Consider the following 17,151-nt stretch of genomic DNA (forward strand, 5'->3'; position numbering starts at 1 on the left):
ACTAATTCATGGTCAACAATCGACCGTCGCATTCGGATTCAGTCGTCACGTTCCGCGCGTGCCCCACTGATAGGTCTGCTTCCGCAGCTTGAGGTAGACCATCACTTCCGCGTGCCGGACGCCCGACAGCGCGCGGATCCGCGTCGAGATCAGCTGCAGCAGTGCCTCGTCGTCCGCGCAGACGGCCTCGCACAGCAGGTCGTAGCGCCCGGCGCAGAGGATCACGTAGGCGATTTCGTCCATTTCGGCCAGTGCGTCGCCAACCGGCTCCAGCGGCCCGTCGACGGTGATCGCGATCATCGCCTGCCGGAACAGCCCGACCTGCAACGGATCCGAGACGGCGACGATCTGGATGACACCGGAGTCCGACAGCCGCTGCACCCGCTGCCGGACCGCCGCCTCCGACAGGCCGACTGCCTTGCCGATGGTCGCGTACGCGCGCCGCCCGTCCTCCTGCAGCTGCGCGATGATCTGCCGCGAAATGTCGTCGAGCACCGGCGGGGCGGGTCGGCCGGTGGCGTCCTGGCTGCTCACGCCCGGGATCATCCCCGACACCGGCGACGCCGGGCAACCGCGGCACGCCGTAACAGTACGTAACTAAATCCGAATACCCGAGCCCGCCCAGACAACGGATTTAGTCGTCTTCAGGCCGTTGACAAGGCCGAATCGGTGCTGTTCCATCCGTCGCACCCTGCTCCCGGCCGGAGGGAACGCCCATGCCCCGCACTCCCGCCCCGCCCGACGTCGCGGCCGCCGCCACGGCCAAGCCCCGCACGCTCACCCGGTCCATCGGCGTCGGCGGCGGCACGCTCCTCACGCTCAGCTGCGTGACGCCGGCGTCGTCGCTGTTCGTCCTCGTGCCCCCGCTGTTCGCCGACCTCGGCACCGGTACCGCGCTCGCCATCGCGCTCGCGGTGCTGCTCTGCGTCGGGATCGCCTTCTGCTACTCCGAACTCGGCACGCTGGTGCCGAGCGCCGGCGGCGAGTACGCGATGGTCACGACGGTCGCGAACCGGTTCGCCGGGTGGCTGACGTTCATGCTGTCGTTCGTCGTCATCCTCGTCGTGCCGCCGATCATCGCCATCGGCGTCGCGGACTACCTCGCCGCCGTCGTCGACGTCAGCCCGTCGATCGCGGGCGCGCTCGTCATGCTCGCCTCGACCGTGATGGGCCTGCTGAACCTGCGGTCCAACGCCTGGATCACCGGGATCTTCCTGGTGATCGAGATCGTCGCGATCTTCGTGGTGTCCCTGCTGGGCTTCACGCACACCACGCAGAGCCCGGCCGTGCTGCTGAAGCCGAGCCTCGGCACGAGCGGGATCGGGCTGATCGCCGTGGTCGCCGGGCTCGCCGTCGCGTTGTTCGTGGTGCAGGGGTTCAGCACCGCCGTCTACCTCGCCGAGGAGATGCGCGAGCCGCGCCGGACCGTCGCGCGGACGGTGTTCTGGACGCTCGGGATCAGCGCCGTGGTGATCCTCGTGCCGGTCGTGGCCATCACCCTGGCCGTGCCCGACGCCGCCGCGCTCGCCGGCGTCGACCTGTCCGCGCTGGTCACCGGCTGGAGCAACAGCGCCGTCGGGGTGGCGATCAGCCTCTGCATCGCGGCCGCGATCGTCAACGCCGTGATCGTCATGGTCATCCAGAACTCGCGGGTGCTCTTCGCTTCGGCGCGCGACCAGGCGTGGCCGGCGCCGGTGAACCGCGCGATGAGCGTGGTGAGCGCGCGGTTCGGCTCGCCGTGGGTGGCGACGCTGGTGACCGGGCTGTCCGAGGCCGTCCTGTGCTTCGTGCCGGTCGACACGCTCAGCGGCGTCACCGGGGTCGCCGTCGTCGCGCTGTACCTGAGCGTCGCGGCCGCCACGCTCCGGGCGCGCCGGGCGGCGCACCGCGGGCCGGAGGTGTGGCGGATGCCGGCGTGGCCGCTCGTGCCGGTGCTCGCCGTCGCCGTGCTGGCCTACGTGCTGGTCGAGCAAAGCGCGCTGGACCTCGGGATCACCGCCGGCGTGCTGGTGGTGTCGGCGCTGTACTGGTGGGGCTACCTGCGGCGGCGTTCCGGGCGCTGGGTCGTCACGGTTCCGCAGGACTAGAGCGTGCTTCGAGCACCGCGAGGTCACGCACGGCGTACCGGTGGTGCTCGGCTTCTTCCTTCAGCACCACCTTGAGGCAGCGGCGCACGACGTACTCCTGGTCGGGGTACGGGCCGGCCGGTTTGCGCCCGCACACCCGGTCGAGCCCGGCCGCGGTGAGCCCGTCGACGACACGCCGCATCGCGGCCATGCGGGCGAGCCGCGGCGCGAGCACCTCGTCGAGCGTCGGGGTGGCTTCGAGGGTGAGGCCGAGCTTCGCGGACTCGGCCGGCGGCATCCCGCCGGCGGGAAAGCCCCACGGGTGGTAGGGCGTTTCCTCCTCGAGCACCGCGTTGCCGAGCCAGGCGTCGCCGGCGAACAGCAGGTGCCGCTGGGTCTCGACGAACGACCACTCGCCGTCGACCTGCTCGTGGAGTTCGGCCTCCGGCAGCGACCTCGCCCGGTCGAACGTCGCGGCCCACTGCTTCTCGACGGCGTCCCAGGCAGCCCGGTAGTCCCCGGGAGAAGCCGCCTCCCGCGCCAGCACCCGCACCGGATGCCGGCGATCGAGTTCGGCCTCGACGTAAGCGGTCACGTCGACGTCGTTGACGACGAGGCGTTCGAACAAGCCACCGAGGCGGACGTCGCTGCCGTAGCAGTCGACGATCTTCAGGCCGGTCACCTCGCAATCGCGGATCTCGAGGCCCGCGAGGTCGCACAGGTGGATACGGGCCCCGCGGAACCGGTCGGTCCGGGCGTAGTCGTCAGCCATCCGAGCAGTCTCGCGGACTCGCCCCGCGGGCTCTAGCGGCGGCCCCTGAGCTGCCGCACGCCGACGACGATCACCGCGAGCAGGCCGGCGATCGCGACGATCGCCCAGATCCAGCTCGGGATGCCGACGGAGTCGGGCGTCGTGGCGGACGCCCCGGTGACGGTGAAGTGCAGGGTGCCGGTGACGTTGTCGCCGTCCTTCGCGACGACCTGCCAGGTCAGCGTGTAGGCCTGGGCGCCGCCGGACGGCGTCACCGGGACCGTCACGACCCCGCCCTCGACCGCCGGGGCGCCGATCTGCCAGGCGGTGCCGTCGCGGCCGGTGACCTTCACCGGGTCCGGCGGCAGCGTCACCGGCTCGCCGAACGTCAGCCGGACCTGCGTCGGCGCGGTCGTGAGCGACGCGCCCTCCGCGGGTGAGCTGGACTCGAGCTCGGTGTGCGCCGACGCGGGCCCGGCGAGCACGAGCAGCCCGATGACGGCGGCGAGAACGGCTCCGGACGCACGACGCGGGATCATCCGGACATCCTGCCCTATCCGCCCGTGCAGTCTTCGTGTCCACCCGTGCAGCCGCGGCGGGGTCACTTCTCTTCGCGCCGCGCATTGGCCAGGATGGACGCCTGGGTGGCGAGGGAAGGACGTCCATGGCGACAGTGCGCGACGAGTCCGACGCACGGCAGCAGCTGAAGGCGGAGCGCCGGCACGAAGTACCCGACGAGCCGCGCGAAGGAGCGTCGGACGTGGCGAAGCCGCAGGGAGCCGGTTCGGCTGCGCTGATCGCCGACACCGACGTCCTCGCGCTGGACTACGCCGACGTCGAAACGGCCAAGAGGGCCCTCGACGAGCGCTACCAGGAGCTTTCCGGCCACCTCGCGGACGCCCGCGAGCTGGGCACCCCGCTCGCCGACGGCAAGGGGCCGGTGTCGCACTGGATGCGCCGTTCGTTCGGGCTGCGCGGCGGCGCGGACGCCGGTGGGGTGCAGGCCGCCCTGACGTCGTACCTGGCCGAACTCGCTTCGCTGCGGCAGGCCCTGGAGACCGTCGCCGCGACGCACGCGAGGAACGACGACGAGGCGGCCGCGGCGCTGCGGGCGGGTGAGGACCGTGCCTGAGTTCCACTCCACGCACCACCGTCCGACCGCGCGGGAGCAGGCGAAGACGCGGCGCGTCCGCCGGGAAAAGGCGGCCAACGCCCGTGAAGCCGCGTTCGGCCGGATCCACTGGGACAGCTACGACCACCGCGAGCTGTGGGACATGGTGCAGTCGGCCGAGCCGCCGAAGCTGGGCGAGCAGGCCCACCGGTGGGCCGAACTCGCCAAGGGCGTCGACGCGGCGACCGGCAGCGTCCACGCGCTGGTGCAGCAGCTGCTGCTGTCGTGGCGCGGCCCGTCCGCGGCGCGAGCAGCCGACTCGGTGCGGCAGCTGACCACCTGGGCGAGCACGGCGAGCGAGAACGCGCGGCAGATCGGCGACGGCCTCGACACCTACACCGCGGCGATCGGCGAGGCCCGGCGGAAGATGCCGGAACCGGTGCACTACTGGGCCGAGCGGTGGTTCCGGGAGGGCTACGCGGTCAAGCGGCTCGACGGGCCCGAGGGCACCTACATGCTGGACGACCTGCTCGACGACAAGCTGCCGACCAAGAAGCAGGCGGACGACGCGAAGGCCGAAGCCGTCCGGGTGATGGAACAGTACGAGAGCGCGAGCCATGACGTCCGCCACCGGCTGCCGCCGGTGTTCGACACCGCGCCGGCGGTGAGCGCGTCGGAGACGGGCGTCGCGGTCGTGCCGTCGGCTCCGGATCCGGGTTTCGACCCCGGTCTCGATCCCGCTTTCGATCCGCCTTCCCACCGGGTGCCCGGCGACTCGACGTCGACGGCTTCGGTGGTGCCCGGCACGGTGACCGCGGCCGGGCTGCCGGCCGGTCTGCCGATCGGGCTGACGGCCGGTCCCGACGGCGTGATCGGCACGGCGGGCGGCACCGGGCCGTCGGGGTACGGGACGGGATGGACCGGGGTACCGGGTTCCGGCGTCCCGGGGGCCGGCGGAACGGGGGCACCCGGCGAGGGCGGGCGGGCCGGTTCAGGCCGGTTCGGCCCGGCCGGTTCGGGCTTCGGGCCCGGCGCGGGGAACGGCCGCGGCACGGCGGGCGGGTACGGCATGTACCCGCCGGGCCAGGGCGGCCGCCGCGAGGAGGACACCGAACACCACGACAAGTACGCCTCGGGCTACGACCTGATGGACGACCTGCCGCCCGCGTACCCGCCGGTGTTCGGCGAATGACCGGCTTCCACGCCGACCCGGCGGCCTTGGCGGCGTTGGCGCGCCGACTGGAGGACACCGCGCAGGAGTACGGCACGGCCGCGGACGAAACCGGTGGCTCGGGCGACCTCGGACCGCTGGTGGCGGACGCGTTCCGGGCGGTCACGGGCGAGTGGGCGGACCGGATCCGGGTCGTGCAGGAGGACTTCGGCGCGACGGCGGACGGCGTCCGGGCGGCGGCGGAGGTCTACCGGACCGGCGACGCGAACGCCGTGGCGGAACTCAGGCGTGCCGATGGCTGACTTCCGCGGCCTCGGCTTCGATCCCGCCCCGGGCAGCCCCGACGCCGTCGCCGAAGCGGCACGCCGGTGCTCCGCGGCCGCGGAACGGTTGGGTGATATCCCGGTGCCCGGCGACGTTCCCGGGTGGGCCGGGCCGTCCGCGCAAGCGCTTGCCGCGCGCGCCCGGCAGTCCGCGGCCGGCGTCGCCGCCCTGCCGGAGGCCCTTCGCTCGGCCGCCGCCGTCCTCGAAGACTGGGCCGGCACCCTGCTCGCCCACCGCCGTCAGGCCGAAGAGCTCGACCGCCGGGCCGGACGAGCCCAACGGGCCGTCCTCGATGCCGAAGACGCCGTCGAACAGGCCGAAACGACAGCGCAGTTCTCTCCGGCCGCCGCACCCGAAGCCGCCGCGGCCCGCGCCCGGCTCGCTGCCCGGCGGGACGAGCTCGACCGCGTCCGCCGCGAAGCCCGCGACCTCGAACGCGCCCACTCCGCCGAAGCCGCGCGCGTCGCCGGGCGGCTGCGGGCCCTCGGTGACGACGCGCCGCTGCCCAGCGCGCCCGGCTTCCGGCAGCTCACCACCGCCTTGGAGGCGTTCTCGGCCGCCGGGCGCGAGCTGGGCGTGACCGTCGCGCGCACCCCCGGCGCGCCGGTGACGCCGCCGCCGGGCGCCGTGGGCGCGTTCACCGCGGCGCTGGGTGGCCGGTGAAACTGCCCGCCGTCCCGGGGATCACCCCGGTCAGCCTGGCCTCCGTCGAGCGCACCACGGCGGAGCTGCACGCCCACATGGCCCGCCTGCGCGGGCCCGACGCCGCCCGCGACGTCGGGCTCGAAGCGGCCGCCGTGCAGTCCGCGGAAATCGCCCACGAGCAGCACGCGGGCCTGCTGGCCCTGGTCGAGCACCGCGACGCCGACCCGGCGCTGCTCATCGCCGGGGTGGTCCCGCTCGCCGGCCCGGCCGTCGACGCCGCGGACCTCCGGCACTTCGTCGCCGACACGACGCCCGGCCTGCGCGAGGTGAGCCACGCGCAGACCCGGCGTGGCTACCCGGTGGTGATCGTCGAGCGGATCGGCCTGTCCGGCGCGCAGCTGCAGGCGGTCGTGCTCGATCCGGACCGCCCGCGCGCGGCGGTGTTCACCCTGCACTCCCCCGGCGGCCGGGGCTGGCTCGAGGTCGCCGGGCTGGCCGGGACGCTCGTCGCCGGCGTCGACCTCACCCCCGCAGCGCCCGCTCCCGGAATTCGCGCGGAGTCCGGCCGGTCGCCCGGCGGAACGTCCGCGAGAAGTGCGGGGCGCTGGTGAACCCGCAGTCGCGCGCGATCTCCGCGATGCCCCGGCCCGCCTTGGCCGGGTCCGCCAGCAGCGCCTTCGCGCGCTCGATCCGCAGCCCCTTGAGCCGTTCCGAGACGCCCTGCCCGTCGTCGAACAGCTGGTACAGCCGCCGGCGCGAGATGTACAGCGCTTCGGCGATGCGGTCCGCGGTGAGCGACTGGTCGGCCAGGTGGGCCCGCATGTACTCCAGCGCTTCGCGCCGCCGGGCCGCGAGCGCGTCCACCCGGTCGAGCTCACTGCGCAGGGCACTGCGCAGCACCAGCTCGGCCAGGCCCAGCAGGTGGTGGGCCAGTCCGTGCGGGTCGAGCCGCGGCCCGGCCGCCAGCACGTGCGCCACCGCCCCGGCGAACAGGGCTCGCAGCGGCGCCTCGACTTCGACCGGGCGGAACATCAGCGGCCGCAGCTCGGCGAACGAGATCGACAGCTTCGCCGCCGCGACGGTCAGCATGACGACCCCGCGGTCCGACGGCAGCAGGTGCAGCGTCGCGTCGGCGAACGTCAGCTTCGCGCCGGATTCGGCGACCGCGCGCGGTACCGGGCACCGCAGCACGAGCTGGATGCCCTCGGGATCGCTCGCCACACCGCCGAGGATCGCCGCGCGCGCCGCCGCGGCGCCCGAGGCGCGGACGACGAGGTACCCGCTCGCGGGTACCTCCACCGGATTCGGCTCGGCCATCGGCACCATCGTGCCCGACGCCGGCCACCCACGACGTGAAGGGGGACCATGGCGCGCCGCACCGCGACGGCGACGGGAGTGATCCTGTCGCATCAGGAATTCGATCTCCTCTGGGAGGACCTGGGACCGGGCGGGCCACCGCCCTACCCGCTGGACGTGCCGGCGCACGGCCGCACCCACGCCGAACGCGACGAGCTGGGCGTGCGCGTGTTCGCGGGGCTCGCCGAGGCCGGGCTGACCGACGGCGACGACGTCGACCCGGCACTGGCGGACCTGATCGGCCTGCTCGGTTCACCGGCGCTGAGCGTCGACGCGCTGGTGCTGGGGGAAGCGCCGTGGCGCCTGCTGGCCGCGGTGCGGGACACGGCGGGGGTGCTCGCCGTCCTCGACGAACGCGACCTCGTCCTCGAACCGCTGCGTCCGGCGGACCTCGTGCCGTCGGTGGCCCGGATGCTCGGCGACCAGCCGCCGGGCCCCGGCGACCCGCTGCGGCTTCCGCGGGCGGCGTACTCGGCGGCGATGGACGCCTACGCGCGCAACGGTTACGACGCGTTCGAGCAGGCACTGGCCGCGGCGGGGATCACCGGCCGGGCGGTCCGTCCGCTCGCGACGCTGGTGACGGCGGAGCGGCACACGGCGGGTCAGCTGGCGGCGACCGGCCCGGCGGGCCGCACCCCGGTGCTGGCCTGGTTCGACACCGCGGCGGGCCGGTACGCGGTGACGCCGGAGGACGCCGGCGGCGAGCCGTGGGTGACCGTCACCCCGGTGGACGGGCTGGCCGGCCGCCTCGCCCGGCTCGTCGACGCCGCCCGCTGACCCGGGTCAGGTCGCCGGCAGCAGGTCACCCAGCACCTCCCGGCCCTGGCCCAGGGCGTCGGCCCCGGCGTCCGCGGCCAGCGTCCGGATCAGGTCCGCCAGCTCGTGCGGCGGCCGGGTCAGCGCCCGCCGGTCGAGGTGCAGGTCCACGAGGGCGCCGTGCAGGTCGACCACGACCGAGACGCCGTCAGCCGCCGCCGAAGCGCGGATCGCCGCGAGCCGGGTGCCGTAGCCCGTCATTGCACCCGCCAGCTTTCCGGTGTCGTCTCTTCCGCAACCTCGTCCGGTGCCGGGAGGCCGAGCCCGGGCACCTCGCCGTCCAGGGTGTGCCACAGCGACGCGGTCGCGCGGGCCGAGGCCGCCGCCGTGAGCAGCAGGATCCGGCGGGCGAGCTCGTCCGGGGCCAGCCGCAGCGCCGCGGCCTCCAGGGTCAGCTCCTGCAGCGCCCCGCCGGGCGCGACCTCGACCGCGACCGTCCGGTCGGCGGCTTTTCCGGTGATCACGGGTGCACCCCTCCGTAGAACGTCGACGCCGAGAGCGTGTGCGTGTTCCGGCGGACGGCGTCCCCGGAGTTGCCCTCGATCATCGTGACCTGGTTCCCGTCGACCTTCTCGACGATGCCGATGTGCGTGCTCGTCGCCGTGCTCTGCGGGCCGGTGCCGAAGATCAGCACGTCCCCCGGCCGGGCCTCGTGCAGCGAGTGCTTCCCGTACGCGTGCCCGTTGCGCTGTCCCCAGTGGAAGACGTCGCCGCTGAACGGCAGGACGGGAATCTCCACCCCGGCCTTGCGCCACATCGCGGTGGCGAAGGACGAACACCACGCGGCGGTCGGGCCGTACGGGTTGCGGTTGCTGCCCGGCGGGTTCTCGCGGGTGCCGAGCTCTTTGCGCGCGGCGTGCACGACCTCCTGGCCCCGGTTCTTCGCCGGGTGCGCCGGCTTGTCACCGGCGCTGTCGTGGGTCAGGTCCTTCCGCAGCGCGTCCAGCTTCTTCGCCGACGCTTCGAGTTCGGCGTGGACGTGCCGCAGGGTCGACGCCGACTGGCGCGTGTAGTGCGGCACCAGGTCGGCGACGTGCCCGACGGCCCGCATCAACGCCGCCTGCGTCCCCGTGGCGACACCGGCGTCGAGAACTTGCTTGGCCTTCGCGGTGTATTCGTCGACCAGCCGCTGCACGGCGGTGTGTCCACTGTCCACTGTGGATGCCACGTGCGCGACGATCTTCTCGGCCGCCGCCCCGGCCGCGCCCGTGATCCGCAGCTCCTTCGTCAGCTTCGCGCTGTTGTGGCGGAAACCGTCGGCGCCGCGGCCGTGCCAGTGCTCGAGGACGGTGGTGCTTTCCTTGTGGTAGGCGTCGTGCTGGTCGTCGACCGCGGCCGCGACCTGGTGCAGGGCGAATTCGGCGCGGACGGCGTCCTCGGCCTTCCCGGCGAGTTTGTTCCGGTGGGCGATCAGGTCTTCGGCGAAGGAGCGCGCGAGGGCGGCGGTGTCCACGTCAGCTCCGGCCGTTCAGGGCGGCGGCGGTGGCCGTCTCGTGGTCGCGATAGGACTTCGCGGCCTTCTGGGCGGCCGACGCCAGCCCGTCGGCGTGCGCGCCGACACCCTTGACCTGCCGCTGCAGCGCCAGCCCGAAGCCGGCCAGCGCGGCGGCGAACCCCGATTCCCGGCCGATCCGGCCGAAGCTGTCCTCGGCGATGTCCCGGACGTCCCGCAGCTGCCCGGTCGCGCCGTCCAGGGCGTCGGCGACGTGCCGGGCCCGCCGCACGTAGCCGTGCAGCACGGTGTCGTCCACGCGCAGCGGTTCGCCACCTCCTCGCGCGTGCGGCTTGCCGTGGTGCGCGGTGACGTTCCGCGCGGCCTCGCGCGCGGCGGCCAGGTGGTGCTTGTAGGCACCGTTCGTGTACGTCGACCAGGGCGTGAAGTCGTGGCCGTCGCCCGAGATGCGGTTCGCGACGCGGGCGTTGGTGTCCGGGTCGAACAGCTGGTCGTCGGACTTGAGGTGGTATTGGTGACGCCGCTCGGGGCCGAGCGCGCCCAGCATGTTGATCTGCCAGAGGCCGTACGAGTCGTCCGGCGGGGTCGCGTTGTGCGCGGTCGTCCGGCCGCCGGACTCGGCCAGCGCGACCGCGACCGCGGTGGTGAGGCCCTGGCCGCGGAAGCCGGCCGCGTAGGCGTGCCGGGCGATCTCCCCGGCGCTCAGCTTGGTCATGGTTCGACCTTGACCGGTTGGGTACCCCTCCGACAGCCGCGCTGCACGCAGGGACAACCCGCGTGCACACCCGGCTCAACCTTCGGGCCCGCTCACCCGTACTGCTCCCGGGTGAACCTGCGAGAAGGGGACACGGATGCGCAGAACCGGGGCGCTGGCCCTGCTGGGGTTGACGCTGGTCACGACGGCCTGCGCGGCTCCTCGTACGACGACACCCGCTCCGCTCGCGGAACCGGCGCCCCGCACGGTCACGCCGGTCCCCGTCACGACCAGCACACCGCCGCCCGCACCACCGTGCGCCGTCACGACCGGGGCCTGCGTGAGCCTGGCGCAGCGGCTGGCGTGGCTGGTGCGGGACGGCCAGGTGGTCCGCGGCCCGGTCCAGGCCGGCTTCGGGCCGCCCGACCAGGCGACGCCCGCCGGGTCGTTCCACGTCGTGTGGAAGGACCGCGAGCACCGCAGCAGCGTCTACGGCACCGACATGCCGAACTCGGTGTTCTTCGCCGCCGGCGGGATCGCCTTCCACGCCGGTCCGCTGGACGCGCCGTCGCACGGCTGCGTCCACCTCACCGACGCCGACTCGGCGGCGTTCTTCGCCGGGCTGAACGTCGGCGACGCGGTGCAGGTCTTGTAGGCTTCGTCCCCGGTGGACACTTCGACGGTCATTTCCCGGCTGCGCGCCGCCGGCTGTGTGTTCGCCGAGGACGAAGCCGCGCTGCTCGTCGAGGCCGCCACGACGTCCGCGGAGCTCGAGTCGCTGGTGCAACGCCGCGTCGCCGGGCTGCCGCTGGAGCACCTGCTCGGCTGGGCGGAGTTCCACGGGCTGCGGATCGCCGTCCGGCCCGGGGTGTTCGTGCCGCGTCGCCGCACCGGATTCCTCGTCGACGTCGCCGTCTCGCTCGCACCGCCGGACCCGGTGGTGCTCGACCTGTGCTGCGGGTCCGGCGCGCTGGGCGCCGCGTTCGCCGCCGCGCTCCCGCCACGTGAGCTGCACGCCGCCGACGTCGAACCGGCCGCGGTCGACTGCGCGCGGCTGAACCTGCCGCTGGTGTACCAGGGCGATCTTTACGACGCGTTGCCCGCCTCGCTGCGCGGCCGCGTCGACGTGCTGCTGGCCAACGTGCCCTACGTCCCTACGGACGCCGTCGCGACGATGCCGCCGGAGGCGCGCCTGCACGAGCCGCTGGTGGCGCTCGACGGCGGCGCGGACGGGCTCGACCTCGCCCGCCGGGTCGCCGAGGGCGCGCCGCGCTGGCTGGCGCCGGGCGGGACCGTGCTGGTGGAATCGAGCGAACGCCAGGCGCCGGTGCTGACGGGCATCTTCGCCGCGGCCGGGCTGAAGCCGGACGTCCACGAGTCCGGCGACCTGGGCGCGACCGTGGTCACCGGCACCGCGCAAAGCTGATCTCACGTTCCGGCGCGCCCGGACGTCTACAGGGTGTGATCGTGAAACCGTTCGAGCAGATCGTGACCGAGCACGGGCCGATGGTCCTCCGGGTGTGCCGGGCCGTGCTCGGTCCGGCCGACGCCGAAGACGCCTGGTCGGAAACGTTCCTGTCGGCGTTGAAGGCGTACCCGGAGCTGCCGGCGGACGCGAACGTCCAGGCGTGGCTGGTCACGATCGCGCACCGCAAAGCCATCGACGTCACGCGCGCCCAGGCCCGCCGCCCGCTGCCGGTCGGCGAGATCCCGGACCGGCCGGGGCGCGCGGAGACGTTCACCGGCGACCTGTGGGACGCGCTGGCGAGACTGCCGGACAAGCAACGGCTCGCCGTCGCCTACCACTACCTGGCCGGCCTGCCGTACCGCGAAATCGCGGAGATCACCGGGGGGACCGCCGACGCCGCACGCCGCGCGGCCGCCGACGGCGTCAAGGCCCTGCGGGCCGCCTACCCCTTGGAAGGAGCGCACTCATGACCGACATCTTCGCTTCTTTTCCGCAGTTCGACGTCGTGCTGGACGGCACCATCCGGCACGAGCGCCTGGTCGCGGACGCCGAACGCCGGGGCCTGCTGGACATCGCCTACCGGACGCTCGACACCCCGGTCGGGTCGCTGCTGCTGGCGGCCACCGAGCGGGGCCTGGTCAAAGTGGCCTTCGACCGCCAGGACCACGATGCGGTGCTGGCCGCGCTGGCCGCGGAGATCAGCCCGCGCATCCTGCGCGCGCCGAGCCGCCTCGACGCCGTGACCCGCCAGCTCGACGAGTACTTCACCGGCGGGCGCCGCGCCTTCGACGTCCCGCTGGACTTCCGGCTGGCCCGCGGGTTCCGCCTGTCGGTGCTGGAGCACCTGCCGGAGATCGACTACGGCCACACGGAGAGCTACGCCCAGGTGGCGGCGGCCGCGGGCAGCCCGAAGGCGGTCCGCGCGGTCGGCACGGCGTGCGCGCTCAACCCGCTGCCGCTGGTGGTGCCGTGCCACCGGGTCGTCCGGTCCGACGGATCGTACGGCCAGTACGCGGGCGGCGAGGAAGCCAAGCGGACCCTGCTGACCATGGAGGCGGCGGCGTGACCACGTTCGAGCAGCGCGTCGCCGCGGCGGACTGGGACGCGGTGGCCGCGGAGGTCGACGACTACGGCTGCGCGCTCCTGCCCCAGCTGCTCACCCCGGCCGAGTGCGCACGGCTGGTGGCGCTCTGGGACGAGCCGTCGCGCTTCCGGGCGACGGTGAACCTGCGCCGTCACCGCTTCGGGGACAACGGGGACTACCACTACTTCGCGTCGCCGTTCCCGGAACCGGTGCAGCGGCTGCGGCAGTCGCTCTACCCGCGGCTGCTGCCGATCGCCCAGGACTGGGCCGCGCGGCTGGGGCGTCCCGCCGAGTGGCCGTCCACATTGGACGAATGGCTGGCGGTCTGCCACGCGGCGGGCCAGCGGCGGCCCACGCCGATCCTGCTGCGCTACGAGCCGGGCGGCTGGAACGCGCTGCACCGGGACCTCTACGGCGACAAGGTGTTCCCGCTGCAGGTCGTGATCAACCTCAACGACCCGGGCACCGACCACACGGGCGGCGAGTTCCTGCTGGTGGAGCAGCGGCCGCGTGCGCAGTCACGCGGTACCGCCACGCTCATCCCGCAGGGCCACGGCCTGGTGTTCACCACCCGCGACCGGCCGGTCCGCTCGGCCCGCGGCTGGTCGGCGGCCCCGGTGCGCCACGGCGTGTCGGTGGTCCGTTCCGGCCGGCGGCACACCCTCGGCCTCGTCTTCCACGACGCGACATGACTTCCGCCGAACTCGAGGCGCTCGTGGGGCTGATCGGCCGCGCCCGGCACATCGTGCTCGGCACCGCGGCGGACCCGGCGTCACGGGCGGACGGCGAACGGATCGCGGCGGCGTGGGGCGGCCTGGTCCTGGCCACGGTGACCTGGCCCGAGACGGCGGCGTCGTGGCTGCGTCAGGCGCAGCGGTTCGCGGCGCCGGAGCCGGACGTCTGGGTGGTCAGCGCCACCCCGGCGGGCTGGACCGGCATGGCACGGCGGCTGCAGCTTTCGACGTCGTGGCGTCCCGAGCGGACGCTGGTGACCTCGGCGCTGGACGGCTTTCCCCTCCCCGGTCTGCGTGGCACCCGGGCGGACGGCACAACCTGGGAGACCCGGTGAAACACCGCGTGGCGGATTCCCCGCTCGGCCCCCTCACCCTGGTCGGCACCGGAACCGCGGTGACCGGCGTGTACTTCCCGAACCACTGGACCCGCCCGGACCGCACGGCGTTCGGCGAGCGCGACGACACCGCGTTCCCCGAGGCCGTCCGCCAGCTGGAGGAGTATTTCGCCGGCCGGCGCACGGCGTTCGACGTCCCGACGCAGGCGACCGGCCCCGGCTTCGACCGCGCGGTGTGGGCGGAGATCGCCCGGATCCCTTATGGAGCCACGGCAACGTACGGCGATCTCGCGCGGGCGGTCGGCGGCCTGCCGCACGAGGTCGGGGCGGCGGTGGGCCGCAACCCGCTGAGCATCCTGGTGGCGTGCCACCGCGTGGTCGGCAAGAACGGCAAGCTGACCGGCTACGCGGGTGGGCTGAAGCGCAAGGAGTTCCTGCTGGAGCTCGAACGCCCACCGGAGTCGACGCTTTGGTGAACTCACGCCGGGCTGAGCAGCATCGTCGCGCCCAGCCCGGTCATCGTCACGGCGATCACGACGTCCAGCACCCGCCAGGCGACGGGCTTGGCGAACACCCCGGCGAGCCGCTTCGCGCCGAACCCGAGGGCGCTGAACCAGACAGCGCTGGCGACCCCGGCGCCGAGCCCGAACAGCCACCGACCATCGCCGTGGGCGACGGCGACCGAGCCGAGCAGCAGGACGGTGTCGAGGTAGACGTGTGGATTGAGCCAGGTGAAGGCCACGCAGGCGAGAACGGCCTTCCGCAGCGGCGTCCGTTCGGCACCGACGGTCATGACGGACGGCCGGAACGCCCGCCGCGCGGCGAGGAAGCCGTACCCGACCAGGAAGACCCCACCCCCGACCGCGATGACGCCGACGGCCGTGGGCCACTGCTTCAGCACGGCCCCGATCCCGCTGACGCCGAGCCCGATGAGCACGAGATCGGAGACGGCACAGATGACGACGAGCGGCGCGACACTGCCCCCGCGCAGGCCCTGCTGCAGGAGAAAGGCGTTCTGCGAGCCGATGGCAACGATGAGCGACAGGCCGGTACCGAACCCGGCGAGGAGGAGCGTGATCACGCTTCTCACGGTATGAGCGCCCGGCGGGGTTACTCCAGCTAAAGATTCTTACGTAACATTAGCGCTCGTGATGTCGGATCTCCCGCTGGACCAGGTCAGAACACTGCTCGCGGTGGTGGACGAGCAGAGTTTCGACGCCGCAGCGGCGGCGCTGCACGTGACACCGTCGGCGGTCAGTCAGCGCATCAAGTCCCTGGAGCAACGCACCGGCCGAGTCCTCCTCCTGCGCACCAAGCCGATCCGGCTGACGGCCTCCGGCCAGGTCCTGGTCCGGTTCGCCCGGTCACTGGCGCAGCTGGAGCAGGACGCCCTTTCCGAGCTGGGCCTGGGCGCGTCCGTCCGCACGATGACGATCGCGGTGAACGCGGACTCCCTGGCGACGTGGTTCCTCCCCGCCCTGGCCGGCGTCCCCGAGGCCGTGAACATCTGCTTCGACCTCCAGCGCGAGGACCAGGACCACACGGCAACCCTCCTCCGGGAGGGCTTGGTGATGGCCGCGGTGACCGCGGCGCCCCAGCCAGTCCAGGGCTGCACGTCGCATCGCCTCGGCCGGATGCGCTACCGGCCGATGGCCTCCCCGGCGTTCATCACCCGCTGGCTGTCCGACGCTCCGTTGTCATCCGCCCTCCCCACGGCCCCGCAGATCGCGTTCGACCGCAAGGACAACCTCCAGGACCGCTTCTTGAGGGCACTCACCCGCCGCCGAACATTCACCCCGGTCCGCCACCACATACCGGCATCGGAGTCCTTCGTGGACGCGGTCACCGCCGGCCTGGGCTGGGGCATGGTCCCCGAACTCCAGGCGGCGTCACGTGGGGACGCGTTGGTGGACCTGGCCCCGGAACGGCCGTTGGACGTACCGCTGCACTGGCAGCAGTGGAAACTGGACAGCCCAGCCTTGGCCGCGGTCGCCGGGGCCGTCGCCCGCGGCGCGAAGGTGGCGTTGCGTTGACCGGCACCACTTTTGACAAGGGCCTGACGAGCCTGAAGATAGCAAGGGGAAGTCCGTTTCCTCGCCGACCGATCACCGCTGCCGGTTTGCACCCATGGCAACGGACGGTAGTCGCGGCCAGCAGACCGTCACCACGGGATTGCCAGGTGGGCCGGGCGAGGCGCCGGTTTGGGTATACTTGGCTACTGGCGCGATGGCCGGCCGGACAGACGAGCGGACGACAGATGACCGAAGTGCCACGACGACTCGTCTTCGTCCACGGCATCGGCGGGATCCGGGATGCGGAGGCCGAAGCGGCCTCGTGGTCAGCGGCGCTGACCCGCAATACGGATCTGACCTCGATCCAGGTGACCTTCGTCGACTACAGCAAAGAGTTTCACGTCGACGGCGCGCAGGGCGATCCGGCTATCGAGACGGAGCTGCTGCAGGAGCTTGTTGCCGAACTGGTCGCTGAACTCGAGGAGAATGCCTCAACTTCGTCCGAGCGGGTACTGGCGGACGCGCGTATGCAGCTGACGGCCACCGCGGACCAGGGGCCAGGGGAAGTGGTCCGGAGGCTGGCCAACGTGTTGACGACTGTGCTCGCCATGCCAGGGCTGCGGTCGGCCGGGCAATGGGCAAGCGGTCGCAGTGTCCTGGGGCACTTGGCACAGGTCGCCATCTATCTGGGCCGCGCCGGCGAGGTCGACGCGCGCATCCGAGCACGAGTGCACGACGCGCTGACGGCCGGGCCGGCCGTTGTCGTCGCCCACTCGCTCGGCTCGGTCGTTGCTTATGAGGCCCTGCACGAACACTCCGGTCCCATTCCGCTTCTGGTCACACTCGGCTCGCCGCTCGCGATGAGTGCTGTTGTCTGGCATCGCCTCACGCCACGTCCACCGAGAACGCCTGAGTGCGTGGACCGCTGGCAGAACTTCTGGGACTGCGACGACATCGTCGTTGCACGCCCCCGGCTCGAACGCCGCTTCTTGCCGAACACGAACGGGGTCATCCCCGTGAGCAGGCAGATCGACTCGGTGGGCCTGTGGACCCATACGGCGACGAAGTACCTTGCCCAGCCGCTCGTCGCCGCCCAGATCGCGGATGCGTTGCGTTGAGCAGGCTCAGTTT

25 protein-coding genes are annotated in these 17,151 nt (G+C 73.1%); 16 read left to right on the top strand and 9 right to left on the bottom strand.

Annotated elements, in window-relative coordinates; translation table 11 throughout:
• Window positions 1-45: 45 nt before the first annotated feature.
• Window positions 46-546, bottom strand: coding sequence for an Lrp/AsnC family transcriptional regulator (locus AB0M93_RS27345; protein ID WP_364277749.1), 501 nt, complete (start codon window positions 544-546; stop codon window positions 46-48).
• Between the two features lie 170 nt (window positions 547-716).
• On the opposite strand from AB0M93_RS27345, the gene AB0M93_RS27350 reads away from it, so the two are divergent.
• Entirely contained in the window at window positions 717-2,087 is a 1,371-nt protein-coding gene (locus AB0M93_RS27350) for an APC family permease (RefSeq protein ID WP_364277752.1), read from the top strand.
• On the opposite strand, the gene AB0M93_RS27355 is transcribed toward AB0M93_RS27350, so the two are convergent.
• Both AB0M93_RS27355 and AB0M93_RS27360 read right to left on the bottom strand, forming a co-directional pair.
• Window positions 2,068-2,838: a DinB family protein gene (locus AB0M93_RS27355; RefSeq protein WP_364277755.1), complete on the bottom strand. Its 771-nt coding sequence runs from the start codon at window positions 2,836-2,838 to the stop codon at window positions 2,068-2,070. The two genes, AB0M93_RS27350 and AB0M93_RS27355, sit on opposite strands and share 20 nt — an antisense overlap.
• A 32-nt stretch (window positions 2,839-2,870) precedes the next feature.
• A complete protein-coding gene (locus tag AB0M93_RS27360; protein ID WP_364277758.1) occupies window positions 2,871-3,356 on the bottom strand; it encodes a copper resistance CopC family protein in 486 nt (161 codons plus the stop codon).
• Window positions 3,357-3,481: 125 nt separating this feature from the next.
• Here AB0M93_RS27360 and AB0M93_RS27365 point away from each other — a divergent pair, with 125 nt between their 5' ends.
• Genes AB0M93_RS27365 through AB0M93_RS27385 form a run of 5 tightly spaced genes read left to right on the top strand, consistent with a single transcriptional unit; the run spans window position 3,482 to window position 6,679 of the window.
• Entirely contained in the window at window positions 3,482-3,949 is a 468-nt protein-coding gene (locus AB0M93_RS27365; RefSeq protein WP_364277760.1) for a hypothetical protein, read from the top strand.
• Window positions 3,942-5,120: a PPE domain-containing protein gene (locus AB0M93_RS27370; RefSeq protein WP_364277763.1), complete on the top strand. Its 1,179-nt coding sequence runs from the start codon at window positions 3,942-3,944 to the stop codon at window positions 5,118-5,120. The genes AB0M93_RS27365 and AB0M93_RS27370 overlap by 8 nt, the downstream gene beginning before the upstream one ends.
• Window positions 5,117-5,401: a hypothetical protein gene (locus AB0M93_RS27375; protein ID WP_364277766.1), complete on the top strand. Its 285-nt coding sequence runs from the start codon at window positions 5,117-5,119 to the stop codon at window positions 5,399-5,401. Before AB0M93_RS27370 ends, AB0M93_RS27375 begins: the two co-directional genes overlap by 4 nt.
• Window positions 5,394-6,086, top strand: a complete 693-nt coding sequence (locus AB0M93_RS27380) for a hypothetical protein (RefSeq protein WP_364277769.1) — start codon at window positions 5,394-5,396, stop codon at window positions 6,084-6,086. The genes AB0M93_RS27375 and AB0M93_RS27380 overlap by 8 nt, the downstream gene beginning before the upstream one ends.
• Window positions 6,083-6,679 (top strand): hypothetical protein, encoded by a 597-nt coding sequence (locus AB0M93_RS27385; protein ID WP_364277771.1) that lies wholly within the window; start codon window positions 6,083-6,085, stop codon window positions 6,677-6,679. Before AB0M93_RS27380 ends, AB0M93_RS27385 begins: the two co-directional genes overlap by 4 nt.
• Here the strand turns inward: AB0M93_RS27385 and AB0M93_RS27390 are convergent.
• Window positions 6,591-7,385, bottom strand: a complete 795-nt coding sequence (locus tag AB0M93_RS27390; protein ID WP_364277774.1) for a helix-turn-helix transcriptional regulator — start codon at window positions 7,383-7,385, stop codon at window positions 6,591-6,593. The genes AB0M93_RS27385 and AB0M93_RS27390 overlap by 89 nt on opposite strands.
• A gap of 48 nt (window positions 7,386-7,433) precedes the next feature.
• On the opposite strand from AB0M93_RS27390, the gene AB0M93_RS27395 reads away from it, so the two are divergent.
• Complete coding sequence (locus AB0M93_RS27395; RefSeq protein ID WP_364277777.1) at window positions 7,434-8,201, top strand: ESX secretion-associated protein EspG; 768 nt, start codon at window positions 7,434-7,436, stop codon at window positions 8,199-8,201.
• 6 nt (window positions 8,202-8,207) lie between these two features.
• On the opposite strand, the gene AB0M93_RS27400 is transcribed toward AB0M93_RS27395, so the two are convergent.
• From AB0M93_RS27400 to AB0M93_RS27415, 4 genes are read right to left on the bottom strand one after another with little or no spacing between them, the layout of a single operon-like run.
• Window positions 8,208-8,441 carry a hypothetical protein gene (locus tag AB0M93_RS27400; RefSeq protein ID WP_364277779.1) on the bottom strand — a complete coding sequence of 78 codons (234 nt, stop codon included), beginning with the start codon at window positions 8,439-8,441 and terminating at the stop codon, window positions 8,208-8,210.
• On the bottom strand, window positions 8,438-8,704 hold the full coding sequence (locus AB0M93_RS27405) for a YbaB/EbfC family DNA-binding protein (RefSeq protein ID WP_364277781.1): 267 nt from the start codon (window positions 8,702-8,704) through the stop codon (window positions 8,438-8,440). The genes AB0M93_RS27400 and AB0M93_RS27405 overlap by 4 nt, the downstream gene beginning before the upstream one ends.
• Window positions 8,701-9,693 (bottom strand): CHAP domain-containing protein, encoded by a 993-nt coding sequence (locus AB0M93_RS27410; RefSeq protein ID WP_364277783.1) that lies wholly within the window; start codon window positions 9,691-9,693, stop codon window positions 8,701-8,703. Before AB0M93_RS27410 ends, AB0M93_RS27405 begins: the two co-directional genes overlap by 4 nt.
• Window position 9,694: 1 nt before the next feature.
• Window positions 9,695-10,408: a transglycosylase SLT domain-containing protein gene (locus AB0M93_RS27415; RefSeq protein WP_364277785.1), complete on the bottom strand. Its 714-nt coding sequence runs from the start codon at window positions 10,406-10,408 to the stop codon at window positions 9,695-9,697.
• 136 nt (window positions 10,409-10,544) lie between these two features.
• Between AB0M93_RS27415 and AB0M93_RS27420 the strand changes: the two genes are divergently transcribed.
• Genes AB0M93_RS27420 through AB0M93_RS27450 form a run of 7 tightly spaced genes read left to right on the top strand, consistent with a single transcriptional unit; the run spans window position 10,545 to window position 14,484 of the window.
• Window positions 10,545-11,042 carry a L,D-transpeptidase gene (locus AB0M93_RS27420; protein WP_364277787.1) on the top strand — a complete coding sequence of 166 codons (498 nt, stop codon included), beginning with the start codon at window positions 10,545-10,547 and terminating at the stop codon, window positions 11,040-11,042.
• 12 nt (window positions 11,043-11,054) lie between these two features.
• Complete coding sequence (locus tag AB0M93_RS27425) at window positions 11,055-11,813, top strand: putative protein N(5)-glutamine methyltransferase (RefSeq protein WP_364277789.1); 759 nt, start codon at window positions 11,055-11,057, stop codon at window positions 11,811-11,813.
• A 35-nt stretch (window positions 11,814-11,848) separates the two neighbouring features.
• Window positions 11,849-12,325 (top strand): sigma-70 family RNA polymerase sigma factor, encoded by a 477-nt coding sequence (locus AB0M93_RS27430; protein ID WP_364277791.1) that lies wholly within the window; start codon window positions 11,849-11,851, stop codon window positions 12,323-12,325.
• Window positions 12,322-12,921, top strand: coding sequence for a methylated-DNA--[protein]-cysteine S-methyltransferase (locus AB0M93_RS27435; RefSeq protein ID WP_364277793.1), 600 nt, complete (start codon window positions 12,322-12,324; stop codon window positions 12,919-12,921). The genes AB0M93_RS27430 and AB0M93_RS27435 overlap by 4 nt, the downstream gene beginning before the upstream one ends.
• A complete protein-coding gene (locus AB0M93_RS27440) occupies window positions 12,918-13,631 on the top strand; it encodes a 2OG-Fe(II) oxygenase (protein WP_364277795.1) in 714 nt (237 codons plus the stop codon). The genes AB0M93_RS27435 and AB0M93_RS27440 overlap by 4 nt, the downstream gene beginning before the upstream one ends.
• On the top strand, window positions 13,628-14,008 hold the full coding sequence (locus AB0M93_RS27445; RefSeq protein ID WP_364277798.1) for a hypothetical protein: 381 nt from the start codon (window positions 13,628-13,630) through the stop codon (window positions 14,006-14,008). The genes AB0M93_RS27440 and AB0M93_RS27445 overlap by 4 nt, the downstream gene beginning before the upstream one ends.
• On the top strand, window positions 14,005-14,484 hold the full coding sequence (locus AB0M93_RS27450; RefSeq protein ID WP_364277801.1) for a methylated-DNA--[protein]-cysteine S-methyltransferase: 480 nt from the start codon (window positions 14,005-14,007) through the stop codon (window positions 14,482-14,484). Before AB0M93_RS27445 ends, AB0M93_RS27450 begins: the two co-directional genes overlap by 4 nt.
• A 2-nt stretch (window positions 14,485-14,486) precedes the next feature.
• Here AB0M93_RS27450 and AB0M93_RS27455 read toward each other — a convergent pair whose 3' ends face one another.
• Window positions 14,487-15,089, bottom strand: coding sequence for a LysE family transporter (locus AB0M93_RS27455; protein ID WP_364277803.1), 603 nt, complete (start codon window positions 15,087-15,089; stop codon window positions 14,487-14,489).
• 67 nt (window positions 15,090-15,156) lie between these two features.
• Here AB0M93_RS27455 and AB0M93_RS27460 point away from each other — a divergent pair, with 67 nt between their 5' ends.
• The gene (locus tag AB0M93_RS27460) at window positions 15,157-16,041 is read left to right on the top strand and encodes a LysR family transcriptional regulator ArgP (RefSeq protein ID WP_364277806.1); all 885 of its coding nucleotides are present in this window, start codon (window positions 15,157-15,159) and stop codon (window positions 16,039-16,041) included.
• A 224-nt stretch (window positions 16,042-16,265) separates the two neighbouring features.
• Window positions 16,266-17,138: a hypothetical protein gene (locus AB0M93_RS27465; RefSeq protein WP_364277808.1), complete on the top strand. Its 873-nt coding sequence runs from the start codon at window positions 16,266-16,268 to the stop codon at window positions 17,136-17,138.
• Window positions 17,139-17,151: the final 13 nt, after the last annotated feature.

The organism is Amycolatopsis sp. NPDC051102 (assembly GCF_040682815.1).
Lineage (GTDB): Bacteria > Actinomycetota > Actinomycetes > Mycobacteriales > Pseudonocardiaceae > Amycolatopsis.